The sequence below is a fragment of the Sphingomonas brevis genome, from assembly GCF_023516505.1.
Taxonomy (GTDB): Bacteria; Pseudomonadota; Alphaproteobacteria; order Sphingomonadales; family Sphingomonadaceae; genus Sphingomicrobium; species Sphingomicrobium breve.
On record NZ_JAMGBB010000001.1, the window covers coordinates 2,132,654 to 2,145,000 of the forward strand.

Here is a 12,347-nt window from a genome sequence, read left to right on the forward strand (position 1 = left end):
GACGTAGGGGCGAGCTCGCCCTTCCGCAACGGATGCGACGAACCGTTTGGAACAAGCGGCTTTTATTCGCCGTTATCGGGTTGGAGGTAACGATATGGGACCGGGTTTCTACGTCATCGCTATTTTGGGATGCGCCGACGGGTCGGCCGGCTGCACGCCCGTGGCAACCCTGTCGACCCGTTATGAAAGCCGCCAGGCCTGCCTCGCCGCAACTCCTGCCGCGCTCAATGAAAATGGCGACTTCGATTATCCGACCCTCTACGCCCAGTGCCGTCCGGCCAAGGCGCCGGCCGCCGAGCGCGCGCCGCGCCCTGCTCCCCAGGGAACGCTCCAGGGCTAAGCCGACCACCTGCAGAACCATTGCCCACGGCCAAGTTTGTTCATCGGTCCGAAATCTTTGTCCGGAAACGGACAGGGCGAACATGTCGAGCGAGCGATTTCGACCAATTTTGACCGCCGCCGCGGTGAATCTTGCTAAATGTTCAGGAAACTTCCCAACTCTGCGGCTGGCAATATCATCACAATCATTGAAAACAAACGATAATTTTCAATTGGCACGCTCCCTGCAATAGTAGTGGCAAGCCCAATCGCGGGCTTGGACACAAGGGAGTTTTGAAAATGACTTATTCGTTCCTCGACGGTCGCCAGCTCGCAGTTAGCCTTGCCGGCGCGTTCATCACGTCGTTGCTGTTCGTTTCGGCCGCTACTTCGATGCCGATCGCCTGAATCGCAACAGACGCAAAGGAAGTCAGACCATGAACGGTCGCTTCGTTATCAATCAAAGCCGCGCCAAGGTCATGGGCGTGTGCGCCGGACTCGCCGATTGGCTCCAGGTCGATGTGCTCATCGTCCGCCTCGGCGTTATCGTCGCCACGCTGATGACCGGCCCGGTCGCCATCCTGATCTACATCCTAACCGGCTGGCTGGCTTCGGAAGACCGCTAAGGTCTTGTCGCCAGCCAACCTCACCATCTGTTTTTCCTGCCTTAGCTGTGGCACCATCGCCTTCGACCGCTCGTTTGACAAGTATAAGATGGAGGCGGCGATGGAACGGCAAGGCGAAGAGGTCCATCTCAACGAGACCGAAGCTAGCGGAGCCGTCAAAGCGCAGGGAGTCCGCTATGTCCTTGGCATATCGCTGCTGCTGGTGGTGATCGCCATGTCCGCCATTTGGATCATCGGCTCGGTCCTCGGCTGATCGACACCAATCTCCAACTCAATTGGCTGGAACGGCTGGTTCGCTGGCTGTTGCTGCAATGGTTTTACCGCAGCGGCTGGAGCATCTCCGGCCAACTTCCGCCCGATCGCAAGTTCGTCATCATGGGCGCCTCGCATACCTCGAACTGGGATTTCCTGGTGTTCATGGGCGCGGTCCATGCGGTCGGCCGTCAGATCCGCTTCGTCGGCAAGCATAGCCTGTTCCGCTGGCCGCTGGGCGGCTTCATGCGCGCGCTCGGTGGCGTCCCCGTCGACCGCAGCAAATCCCAAGACCTCGTCAGCCAGGTCGTCGATCAATTCCGCGCCCATGACGATTTCATCCTGGTGGTCGCGCCCGAAGGCACCCGCTCCTTCACCACCCAATGGAAAAGCGGCTTCTACCAGATCGCGCTGAAGGCCGGTGTTCCGATCCTTGCGGCCGGACCCGATTATCCGACGCGGCGCGCAGTGTTCGGGGCGCTGATCCACCCGACCGGCCAATATCAGGCCGACATGAAGCCGGCCTTTGCCTTCTTTCGCACCATCACTCCCAAGCATCCCGAGCGCGCCGGTTTTCCCGACGGCTGCTAGCCATCGCGGCTCGGTAGGATTAGCGTGCCGCCAAATTGCCGTAGGAGTCGCCCCGATGCGCGCTTTGCTGACCGTCGCCCTTGCCACCTTCGCACTATCATCCCAGCCGCTCGGCGCTGCCTTGCCGGTCGGTGCCCAGGCGCCCGACTTCACAACCTATGGCGCGGTCGGCGGCAAGCCGTTCAAGCTGCATTTGAAAGACCAGCTGCAGCGCGGGCCGCTGGTGCTCTATTTCTTCCCCAAGGCCTTCACCCAGGGCTGCACGCTGGAAGCCAAGGCCTTTGCCGACGCCATGCCGCAATTCCGCAAGGCCGGGGCCCGGGTAGTGGGAATGAGTGCCGACAATCTCGATACGCTCAAGAAATTCTCGACCGAGGCATGCCGGAGCAAATTCCCCGTCGCCACGGCGTCGCCGGAAACGATCAAGGCCTATGACGTGGTCTTGAAGCAGAAGCCCGAGCTGACCGATCGCACAAGCTATGTCATCGACCGCAAGGGACGGATCGTGATGGTCCATTCCGAACTCGACTGGAAAGACCATGTCGCCAAGACGCTGGCGGCGGTGCAGGCGTTGAAGGGCTAGGCCCGTTCGTCGAAAGCCCGCCACAGCGCGGCCTGCCAGTCATGCGGACTTCATCCAAATGAAGTCAGCAGGGACCTAGTTTCCCCTGACTGAGTTCCCTGACCAATGCCGCGTGCCCAACCCCTGCTTTTCATCCTGCTTGCGTCAACAGCTTCGGCTGGAGCCGTCGCCCAGGATGCCCCGCCGCCGTCGACCCCCCAGCCTGACGCTGCCGCGGCGGCTCCATCGGAAGATGAATATGGGGAGGCGGCGGGCGAGGAGATTGTCGTCCAGGGCCAGCGGCCTCGCGGTTCGGTGGTCGGCGATATTCCGCCGGAAAACACGCTGAATTCGCGCGACATCCGCGCCACCGGCGCAACCAGTGTCAGCGAACTTCTGGACTCGATCGCCTCGCAAATTGGAAGCGCCCGCGGTCGTGCCGGGGGCCGGCCAATCCTGCTGCTGAACGGCCAGCGCATCTCCGGGTTTCGCGAAATGCGCGACCTGCCGCCCGAGGCAATCGAGCGGATGGAAATCCTGCCTGAGGAAGTCGCGCTCAAATATGGCTATCCCGCGGACCAGCGTGTGGTGAACATCGTCCTTCGCCGCAGGTTCAATTCGACCAGTGCCGAGATCCGCGGCAAGGGCGCCACCGACGGGGGCTATGTCTCCGGCCTGGGCGACGTCACCCGGTTGATCGTCGCCGACGGCACGCGCACCTCTTTCAACGCCCATGCGGAGGGGAATTCGCCGCTCTACGAAAACGAACGCGATATCGAACTCGACCTGGTCGCGCCGGAAACCGACGCCGTCGACTCCCGGCCGTTCCGGACCCTGGTTGCTTCCCATACCGATATCCGCCTGTCAGGCACCCACAACCGCACCATCCTCGGCGATGTGTCTGCGACCATCAATCTTGAAGCCGAACGGGAATCGAGCAAGTCGCGATTCGGAGTCCCTACCGGAACTCTTGACGATGGCGGCGAACTGATCGAGCGCGCTTTTCCGGACGATGCGCCACTGACCCGCACAAGCCGGACGGACTCGGTTCGGCTGGGGACCGCACTCAACACTCAGCGTGGGAAGTGGCGCCTGTCGTCCACCGGCAATGCCGAACTCAATCACAGCATCACGCGCACCGACAATGGGCCCGACCTGACCGACCTTCAGGATCGGCTTGATGCCGGCGACCCGACGCTCGACCCCTTTGGCGACCTCGGCCCGGTCGAGATGCTTCCACGCGATCGCAGCCGATCAAACCGTTACAACCTCGCGCTCGATGGAACCGCGACGGGACCATTGTTTGCGCTGCCTGCGGGGGAAGCCACTGCCACTTTCCGGTTGGGGACCGGCCTGACCGGCATCGACAGCGAAGCGACGCACGACGGCGATCGGTCGAAATCCGATCTGAATCGCGGAACGCTTGAAGGCACGGCGAGTCTCGATTTGCCAATCACCAAGCGCAGTGCGGCGATTGGCCGACTAACGGCCAACGCCAATGCCGGACTAACCCATTTGAGCGACTTCGGAACGCTTACCAGCCTCGGCGCGGGGCTCAGCTGGACGCCGGCGCAAAGGCTCAATTTCAACGCCAGCTGGACCCGCGAGCAAGGAGCGCCATCGCTGCAGCAACTTGGCGATCCTCCGCTCGAGACACCCAACGTCAGCTTCTTCGACTTTGCGACCGGTGACACCGTGCTGGTGACCACCGTCACGGGCGGCAATCCCGACCTTCGTTCCGATACGCGCAACGTGTTCAAGATCGGCGGTCATTGGCAGCCGTTTGCCGAGACCGACCTGCGCCTTCGCGCCGACTATGTCCACGAAACGATCGATCATCCGCAGGCAGGCTTCCCCGCGGCAAGCGAGGCACTTGAAGACGCGTTCCCCGACCGCTTCACTCGTAATCCGCCGGAACCGGGCGAGACGATCGGACAGCTGGTTCGCGTCGACCAGACGCCGGTGAATTTCGAGCAATCGCGCCGCGACACGTTCCGCTGGGGATTCGACTTCACCAAGCCGTTGGCCTCGAAGCGGCCGTCGCAAGCCGCCATCAACGCCTTCCGCCAACGCTTCGCCGCCGAGCGCACGCGGCAGGGTGACAATAGTACGCCGCCGCCGCCGGATAGCGAAGGCGCGGCGCGGGGCCCCGGCGGGGGAGGCGGCGGTTTCGGGGGGCCTGGCGGCGGTCGGTTCGGTGGCGGCCGCCGCCAGGGTGGGCGGCTGACTTTCTCGCTCACCCACCAGCTCAACCTGGTCGATGAGGTCACCATTGCCGATGGCATTCCCAAGCTCGACTATCTTCACGGGGAGCCGGTGAATAATCTGGGTGGACGGCCTCGGCACGAAATCCAGTTCGAAACCGGCTATTACAACAATGGATATGGCGCTCGGTTGCAGGGCAACTGGCGCAGCGGGACGACTGTCGACAGCTCGTCCGGCGACCTCAGATTCTCACCCTACTTCGACCTGGACCTAAGGCTGTTCGCCAACTTGAGCGAGAATTTCGATCTTGTCGCGAAGCACCCGTTCTTCCGCGGCGCCTCAATCCGGTTCGATGTCGACAATGTGCTGAACAACCGGCCGAAGGTACGCGACGACAGCGGCACTACGCCGTCAAGCTACCAGCCCGACCTGCTCGAGCCTGTCGGGCGGACGTTCGGCCTTACGTTCAGGAAGCTCTTCATCCCTCGCCGCTTCATCCAGCAGCAGCGGCAACGGAGACAGGAGCAACAATCGAATTAGGCGGAGACCTTCCCGGTCTTCGCCATTTCGATCGACTGCTGCACTACCTGGCGCGCCGCCTCGGCATCGCCCCAGGTACCGACCCGAACCCACTTCTCGGGCTCGAGGTCTTTATAGTGGGTGAAGAAATGCTCGATCTGCTCGACCACGATCGGCGGCAGATCGGTGTAATTTTCGACATCCTGATAATAGGGCGAGATTTTGGTGATCGGCACGGCCAGGATCTTCTCATCGCCGCCGGCTTCGTCCTCCAGATAGAGCACGCCGACCGGGCGAACCGCGATCACGACACCGGGCTGGAGCGTCCAGCGGGTCATCACCAGGCAATCGAGCGGATCCCCGTCGCCGCATAGCGTCTGGGGGATGAAGCCATAGTTGGTCGGATAGCGCATCGGCGTATGCAGGATGCGATCGACGACCATCGCGCCGCTCTTCTTGTCGAACTCATATTTGACCGGCTCTCCGCCGATCGGCACTTCGATGAGCACGTTGACGGTTTGTGGGGGATTGGGCCCCACGGGAATCAGGTCGATATTCATGATGGGCGCGCCTCTAGCGGCGCGCGGCCTTTAAGACCACCCCTCGGGGATTTCCCGCTGTTCAAGGCTGCAGTGCTGCGGCACACCCAAACCCGGCTTCTAACAGGGAGAGGGGCATCATGAACAGCATGACGAAAAAGGGCGTGGCGGAATTTCTCGGCACCTTCTGGCTGGTGCTTGGCGGGTGCGGAAGTGCGGTGCTCGCGGCGGCATTTCCGAACGTCGGCATAGGCTTATTGGGCGTGTCGCTCGCGTTCGGCCTGACAGTAGTCACCATGGCCTATTCGATCGGCCATGTATCGGGCTGCCATCTCAATCCGGCGGTAACGGTCGGGCTTTGGGCCGGGGGCAGGTTCGATGCCAAGGACATGCCGGTCTATATTGTCGCGCAGGTGCTTGGGGCGATTGTCGCTGCCTATACGCTCTATTGCATCGCCCGCGGCCAGCCGGACTTTATGCTCGCCCCCAACGGGCTCGCCGTGAACGGCGTCGAAAGCCAGTCACCGGGCGGCTATTCGATGATGTCCGGAGTGCTGATCGAGATCATCATGACCGCCTTCTTCCTGCTGGTGATCATGGGCTCGACGCATAGCCAGGCACCGGCCGGCTTCGCCCCGCTGGCGATCGGCCTGTCCCTGACGCTTATCCACCTGGTGTCGATCCCGGTCACCAATACGTCGGTCAATCCGGCGCGAAGCACGGGACCCGCGCTGGTGGTCGGCGGGCTTGCGCTTCAGCAGCTATGGATATTCTGGGTCGCGCCAATCATCGGCGCGGTGCTTGGCGGCAGCCTCTACCGGTGGCTGGCGCCCGACGCCCGCTCGCGCCCGGACATCGCCGGCGAAGCATAACGCCGACCCGGCAGCCCGGCCCGGAATTCTGGGCCGGGCAGGCAGTTGGCGAACGACTTGCTTGCCGCTATCGCCCGGCACAGCAATGGCAAAGATTGAAACACCGCAGCCGATCCGGGGCACGCAAAGCCTGCTTGGCGAAGAGGCCGACCGCTTCCACGAAGTGGTTGCGGCCTTCGATCGTGTGCGCCGCCTGTATGGCTTCAAGCGGGTCGAAGTACCGCTGATCGAGCCGACCGCCGTTTTCGCCCGCACCATCGGCGAGACCACCGATGTCGTTTCCAAGGAAATGTATTCGTTCGAAGATCGTTCGGGCGACAGCATCACCCTGCGGCCCGAATTCACCGCCGGCATTTGTCGCGCCTATCTAAGCGAGGGCTGGCAGCAGTTTGCGCCGCTCAAGGTCGCCACTCATGGCGCAGCTTTCCGTTACGAACGACCGCAGAAGGGCCGATACCGTCAGTTTCACCAGCTCGATGCCGAGATTATCGGCGCGGCGGAGCCGCAGGCCGATGTGGAAATCCTGGCCTTGGGTTCGCAGCTGCTGGCCGAGCTTGGCATCAAGGCCGTTACGCTCAAGCTCAATTCGCTGGGCGATGCCGAAAGCCGCAATGCCTGGCGGAGTGCGCTGATCGACCATTTCGCTGCCCATCGCGCGGACCTCAGCGATGATAGCCGGGATCGACTGGAGAAAAACCCGCTTCGAATCCTTGACAGCAAGGACCCCCGCGATCGGCCGTTCGTCGATACCGCCCCGGAAATGAAGCTGACGGCCCCGGCCGAAGAGTTCTTTGGCAAGGTGCGCGACGGGCTGAAAGCGGCAGGCGTCGGCTACGAACTCGACCCGATGCTGGTTCGCGGTCTCGACTATTACCGGCACACCGCGTTCGAATTTGTCACCGACCAGCTCGGCGCGCAGGGCGCGGTCATTGCCGGCGGTCGCTACGACGGGCTGATCGAATCGCTCGGCGGCCCACACACACCGGCAATTGGCTGGGCGGCCGGGATCGAGCGGCTAGCAATGCTCATTGGCCAACCCGCGCCGGAGGCGATCGATGCCGCAATCGTGGTCGAGGACGATGCGGCAATGGATGCGGCCTTGGCCGCGGCATCCCGGCTTAGGTCCGCCGGCCTTGCGGTCGAGCTGATCGCGACCGGAAGCCCGCGCAAGCGGTTCGATCGGGCCGTGAAAAAGGGTGCGAAGGAAATCGTTGTACTGGGATTTGCGGAGGGGGCGGTGACTCGCCGCGTCAAATCGAACGACGAGCCACGAGTCGAGGCGCTGCTCGCATGAAAACCATCTCGCTCGACCGGATCGTCTCGATCGAGACGAAGAAGCACGATCTCGCCGAGGCGATGGCCGCGCCGAATCTGGCGCCGGAGGATTTCGTTCGCCTCAGCAAGGAATATGCCCAGATCGAACCGGTCGCCGCCGCCGCGCGGGAAGTGCGGCGCCTGCGCGCCGAGCTGGAAGTGTTGACCGGCCTTGCTCATGATCCCTCCGCCGAGCCGGAGCTCAAGGAGCTGGCGGTTCACGAGGCGGAGGAGATAAAGGTCAAGCTGCCGGAAGCGGAGCGCGCCCTGGCCGTCCAGCTCCTGCCGAAGGATGCAGCCGACGATCGCGCCGCGATGCTTGAAGTTCGGGCCGGCACGGGCGGCGATGAGGCCGCGCTGTTCGCCGGTGACCTCCTTCGGATGTACCAGCGCTTTGCCGAGGAACAGGGGTGGAAATTCGAGCTGATCAGCACCTCGGGTGCTGATGTGGGCGGGTATAAGGAAGCGGTCGCCTCGATCAGCGGCGCCGGCGTTTTCGCCAAAATGAAGTTTGAAAGCGGAGTGCACCGCGTCCAGCGCGTGCCGGTCACCGAAAGCGGCGGTCGGATTCATACTTCGGCGGCGACCGTGGCGGTGCTGCCGGAGGCAGAGGATGTCGACGTCCACATCGACGACAAGGACCTTCGCATCGACGTCTATCGCTCGTCGGGCCCCGGAGGACAGTCGGTCAACACGACCGACAGCGCGGTCCGCATCACCCATTTGCCGACGGGCCTGGTCGTGATTCAGCAGGATGAGAAATCGCAACACAAGAACAAGGCAAAGGCCCTGAAGGTGCTTCGCACCCGCCTGTTCGAGCTGGAGCGCGAGCGGCTGGCCTCGGAGCGCGCCGGGGCGCGCAAATCGATGGTTGGCTCAGGCGACCGGTCGGAGCGGATTCGCACCTATAATTTTCCGCAAGGGCGGGTGACCGACCATCGAATCAACCTGACCCTGCACAAGCTTGACGCGATTCTTGAAGGTCCGGGCCTTCGCGAGCTGGTTGAGGCGCTCGTCGCCGAAGACGAAGCGGAGCGGCTGGCCAGCCTGGAAGAGGCGTGACCGCGATCCCCCGGGCGTTGAGCCGCGCGACGCAAATATTGTCGTCGGCCAGTGACACTCCGCGGCTCGATGCGGAACTGCTGATGGCGGCATCACTTGGCATTGGCCGCGACCGGTTGATTCTAGACGAACCGCGCGGCGAAACTCCGGCGACATTTTTCGACCTGGTAGAGCGGCGCCGGTCGGGCGAGCCGGTCGCCTATATCACCGGCCATCGTGGATTCTGGACGATCGACCTGGAGGTAGGACCCGGCGCCCTGGTGCCTCGGCCGGACAGCGAAACGCTGATTGCCGCGGCGGTGGAACATTTCGCCGGGACGGCTGGACCAAGCCGCATCCTCGATCTCGGGACTGGCCCGGGAACCCTGTTGCTCGCTGCGCTCGACGAATGGCCGAAGGCAACCGGCCTTGGCATCGACGCGTCGGATGCGGCGCTGGCCTATGCCCGGCGGAACGCTCACCGGCTGGGTGTCGGCGGACGCGCCGAGTTCCGGATCGGCAACTGGGCCGAGGGAATCGATGCGCGGTTCGATCTCTTGCTATGCAATCCGCCCTATATCGCCGCCGGCGCCGAAACCGGTCCTGGCGTCCGCGAATATGAGCCGGCCGAAGCCCTGTTCGCCGGCCCGGAAGGCCTTGATGACTATCGCAGGCTGGCGCCTGAAATCGGCCGGCTGCTGGCGCCCGGCGGATTGGCGGCGATCGAGATCGGCTTCGATCAGGCCGAGGCGGCGTCGGCGCTGCTGATGGAGCAGGGCCTGTCGCCGGCGCTTGCTCTCGATCTCGCCGACCGTCCGCGGGCGCTGATCATCCGCGGTTAGTCGAAAAGGCTTGGAATTTCTGGCGGTCACCATTACATCGGGGTCCAGGGACGGGGCCGCTCCCCTAGAAAATGATGCGCCCCCGCCACCTACCTCCGACGACATCGCCGCGCTTTCGCAGATGCGTTTGACGGCAAAGGGAGGGTCGACTTGCGCAATGGCGCGGGCCGGGCCGCCGCGACGGAGACCACACTTCCGTTGAAGGGAAGATTGAGCGGCGACCGGTTGAGACCGGCGCCAGTGCGACAGGGAAACAGAATTTGATCAACAATCGTCAGGGCGGCCGTCGTCGTGGCCGCGGCGGACAGCGTCCGCAGGGTATGCCCGGTAACGCCGGCGCCAATCGCCAGGATAATCGGCAGCGCGGCAACGCCGCCCAGCTGCTGGAAAAGTACAAGAGCCTGGCGCGCGACGCGCAGCTCGCCGGCGACCGCGTCCAGACCGAATATTATCTTCAGTATGCCGACCATTATTTCCGCGTGCTTGAGGACAACCGCTCGCGCTTCGAGGAGCAGCAGGCCCAGCGCCGTCCGCGCCGCGATGAAGAGGACGACGGGATCGAAGGTGACGAGGAGCTGGTCGCCGAGGGCGAATCAGTTGACGACGATGGCGAAGAGATTCGCCAGCGGCCTCGCCGGGACCGCGAGCGCGGCCGCGAGCGGTTCGAGCGTGGCGACCGCGGCGATCGCGAGGCCCGAGCCAATGGCGCCCGGCGTGAAGATCGCGATGAGCGCGACGAAGAGGAGAGCGACGAACGGATTTCGCTCGGCGTTTTGCCTCCCTCGATCGGCGCGATCGATGTCGACATGGAGGAAGAAGAAGCGCCCAAGCCGCGCCGCCGCGCCCGTAAGCCGCGGGTCGACGATGACGGGGACGAGGTCGCTCCGGCGGCCTGAGGCCTTCATTTATTTTGAATAGCCAGGGGCGGCGAGAGCATCTTGCCGCCCCTTTTTTGTTGCCGAAAAACCTCGACCGTTACCGTCACGAAACGGTAATATTACAGTCACGATCGCGTCTCGGCTCCGGCCTAGTCCGCTCCCTGTCGGCGAACGGAGGTGTTCGCTCAAAGGGACCTGTCACATGACCTCGAAGACATATATCTATGCCGCTACCGCGGTAGCCGCATTCTCACTTCCGGCGATGGCCGATGCGCGCAGCTTGCGCGCCGTCGGCAGCTCGACCGTCTATCCGTTCGCCAAAATGGCCGCGGAGCGAGTTGCTCGCGCCAACCCCCGCCTCGGTACGCCGATCATCGAATCGACCGGCACGGGTGCCGGCATGAAGCTGTTCTGCGCCGGCGTCGGCGAACGCTTCCCGGACATTGAGAACGCCTCGCGCCGGATGAAGGCTTCGGAAGCCAAGCTGTGCGCGGCCAACGGCGTCAAGGACGTCACCGAAATCCAGATCGGCCTCGATGGCGTCGCGATCGCGACCGCCAAGGCGACCGGGATCGCCGGCCTGACGCAAAAGGATCTTTACCTGGCGCTGGCCAAGACACCTTACGGCAAGCCGAACAAGGCCAAGACCTGGAAGGACGTCAACGGCAAGCTGCCGGCGCTCCCTATCCGGGTTTACGGTCCACCAACCACGTCAGGCACCCGCGATGCGCTGGGTGAGTTGCTGCTGACCCCGCCGTGCGAAGCCAATCCGGCGATGGCCGCGATGAAAAAGGCCGACGAAGCCAAGTTCAAAGCGATCTGCACCGGCATCCGCACCGACGGCGCCTATATCGAAGCCGGCGAGAACGACAATCTGATCGTCCAGAAGCTTGGCGCCAATCCGGGCACGCTTGGCATCTTCGGCTACAGCTTCCTCGAAGAGAATGCGGCAACCATCAAGGGCGTGGCGGTCAACGGAGTTCAGCCGACCTACCAGACCATCGCGGCGTTCCAATATCCGGGCGCTCGTCCGCTCTACATTTACGTCAAGAATGCGCACGTCGCTGCCATCCCGGCGATCCGCGCCTTCGTTGCCGAAATGACCAAGGAGAGCGCGATCGGCCCCAAGGGCTACATGCTGGCCGGCGGACTGGTTTCGGCCCCGGCGCCAATCCGTGCCCGCTCGCAGCAGGCCGCGCGTAATCTGACCCCAGTCAAATTCGCCGAACTCAAGTAAAGGTTCTTCGTCACGCAAGCCATGTGTGTCGCCTTCGGGCGACGCACATCAGGCCTCACCGGGGGTGAGGCGGGGGAAAGGGAATATAATGAAGCGTATCATTTTCATTCGCGCACTGCTGGCCGGTAGCGCCTTGTTTATCAGCACGGCGGCGCTCGCGCAGGAACCCGAGGCGCAGCCCGACGCGTCGGACGCGACCGCGGATGCGGCCATACAGGGAGCCCAGGCACTCGACGACGCCCAGGCCAAGATCGAACTGCTCCAGGCGCAGGTGGAAGCGCTGCAAGAGGCCATCACCCAGATCCAGACCGCCCAGGCCAAGGCGCTTCCGTCGTGGAAGGGTGCGCCGCAGCTGGAGGACAAGGACGCCGGCTTCAGCTTCAAGCCCAAGGGCCTGCTGCAATATGACGCCGGCTATGTCGGCTTCCCCAACGGCGACGATCTTCGCGGCACGAATTCCGGCGTCAATTTCGCCAACCTCGGCTGGAGCACCCGCGCCCGGCGTCTGACCTTCGGCGCCGACGGCACCCTGCCGGGCGGTTTCCGGTACA

General features: G+C 63.5%; 14 protein-coding genes (1 of these 14 cut by a window edge). 13 read left to right on the top strand and 1 reads right to left on the bottom strand.

The genetic code is table 11. The features are described from left to right. The first annotated feature begins 94 nt into the window (after window positions 1-94). The 6 genes from LZ518_RS11060 (at window position 95) to LZ518_RS11085 (ending at window position 5,094) form a co-directional block, all read left to right on the top strand. On the top strand, window positions 95-340 hold the full coding sequence (locus tag LZ518_RS11060; RefSeq protein WP_249916043.1) for a hypothetical protein: 246 nt from the start codon (window positions 95-97) through the stop codon (window positions 338-340). Between the two features lie 415 nt (window positions 341-755). Then, complete coding sequence (locus LZ518_RS11065; RefSeq protein WP_249916044.1) at window positions 756-944, top strand: PspC domain-containing protein; 189 nt, start codon at window positions 756-758, stop codon at window positions 942-944. A 100-nt stretch (window positions 945-1,044) separates the two neighbouring features. Beyond that, window positions 1,045-1,197: a hypothetical protein gene (locus tag LZ518_RS11070; RefSeq protein WP_249916045.1), complete on the top strand. Its 153-nt coding sequence runs from the start codon at window positions 1,045-1,047 to the stop codon at window positions 1,195-1,197. Beyond that, window positions 1,170-1,787 (top strand): lysophospholipid acyltransferase family protein, encoded by a 618-nt coding sequence (locus LZ518_RS11075; protein ID WP_249916046.1) that lies wholly within the window; start codon window positions 1,170-1,172, stop codon window positions 1,785-1,787. Before LZ518_RS11070 ends, LZ518_RS11075 begins: the two co-directional genes overlap by 28 nt. 55 nt (window positions 1,788-1,842) lie before the next feature. Continuing rightward, window positions 1,843-2,370 carry a peroxiredoxin gene (locus LZ518_RS11080; RefSeq protein ID WP_249916047.1) on the top strand — a complete coding sequence of 176 codons (528 nt, stop codon included), beginning with the start codon at window positions 1,843-1,845 and terminating at the stop codon, window positions 2,368-2,370. 105 nt (window positions 2,371-2,475) lie between these two features. Then, window positions 2,476-5,094 carry a TonB-dependent receptor gene (locus tag LZ518_RS11085; protein ID WP_249916048.1) on the top strand — a complete coding sequence of 873 codons (2,619 nt, stop codon included), beginning with the start codon at window positions 2,476-2,478 and terminating at the stop codon, window positions 5,092-5,094. Here LZ518_RS11085 and ppa read toward each other — a convergent pair. Continuing rightward, window positions 5,091-5,633, bottom strand: coding sequence for an inorganic diphosphatase (ppa, locus tag LZ518_RS11090; RefSeq protein WP_249916049.1), 543 nt, complete (start codon window positions 5,631-5,633; stop codon window positions 5,091-5,093). The genes LZ518_RS11085 and ppa overlap by 4 nt on opposite strands. Before the next feature lie 119 nt (window positions 5,634-5,752). On the opposite strand from ppa, the gene aqpZ reads away from it, so the two are divergent. The 7 genes from aqpZ to LZ518_RS11125 form a co-directional block, all read left to right on the top strand. Beyond that, window positions 5,753-6,484, top strand: a complete 732-nt coding sequence (gene aqpZ, locus LZ518_RS11095) for an aquaporin Z (protein ID WP_249916050.1) — start codon at window positions 5,753-5,755, stop codon at window positions 6,482-6,484. 85 nt (window positions 6,485-6,569) lie between these two features. Then, entirely contained in the window at window positions 6,570-7,778 is a 1,209-nt protein-coding gene (gene hisS / locus LZ518_RS11100) for a histidine--tRNA ligase (protein ID WP_249916051.1), read from the top strand. After that, window positions 7,775-8,860 (top strand): peptide chain release factor 1, encoded by a 1,086-nt coding sequence (gene prfA, locus LZ518_RS11105; protein ID WP_249916052.1) that lies wholly within the window; start codon window positions 7,775-7,777, stop codon window positions 8,858-8,860. The genes hisS and prfA overlap by 4 nt, the downstream gene beginning before the upstream one ends. A gap of 5 nt (window positions 8,861-8,865) precedes the next feature. Continuing rightward, the gene (gene prmC, locus LZ518_RS11110) at window positions 8,866-9,681 is read left to right on the top strand and encodes a peptide chain release factor N(5)-glutamine methyltransferase (RefSeq protein WP_249916559.1); all 816 of its coding nucleotides are present in this window, start codon (window positions 8,866-8,868) and stop codon (window positions 9,679-9,681) included. 260 nt (window positions 9,682-9,941) lie between these two features. Then, window positions 9,942-10,577 (top strand): DUF4167 domain-containing protein, encoded by a 636-nt coding sequence (locus tag LZ518_RS11115; protein ID WP_249916053.1) that lies wholly within the window; start codon window positions 9,942-9,944, stop codon window positions 10,575-10,577. A gap of 184 nt (window positions 10,578-10,761) precedes the next feature. Continuing rightward, on the top strand, window positions 10,762-11,796 hold the full coding sequence (locus LZ518_RS11120) for a substrate-binding domain-containing protein (protein WP_249916054.1): 1,035 nt from the start codon (window positions 10,762-10,764) through the stop codon (window positions 11,794-11,796). 88 nt (window positions 11,797-11,884) lie between these two features. Further along, on the top strand, window positions 11,885-12,347 hold the 5' end (the start) of the coding sequence (locus LZ518_RS11125) for an OprO/OprP family phosphate-selective porin (protein WP_249916055.1). Its footprint extends 1,058 nt past the window's final position; the window shows 463 of its 1,521 coding nt (coding positions 1-463); its start codon is at window positions 11,885-11,887; its stop codon lies beyond the right edge, outside the window.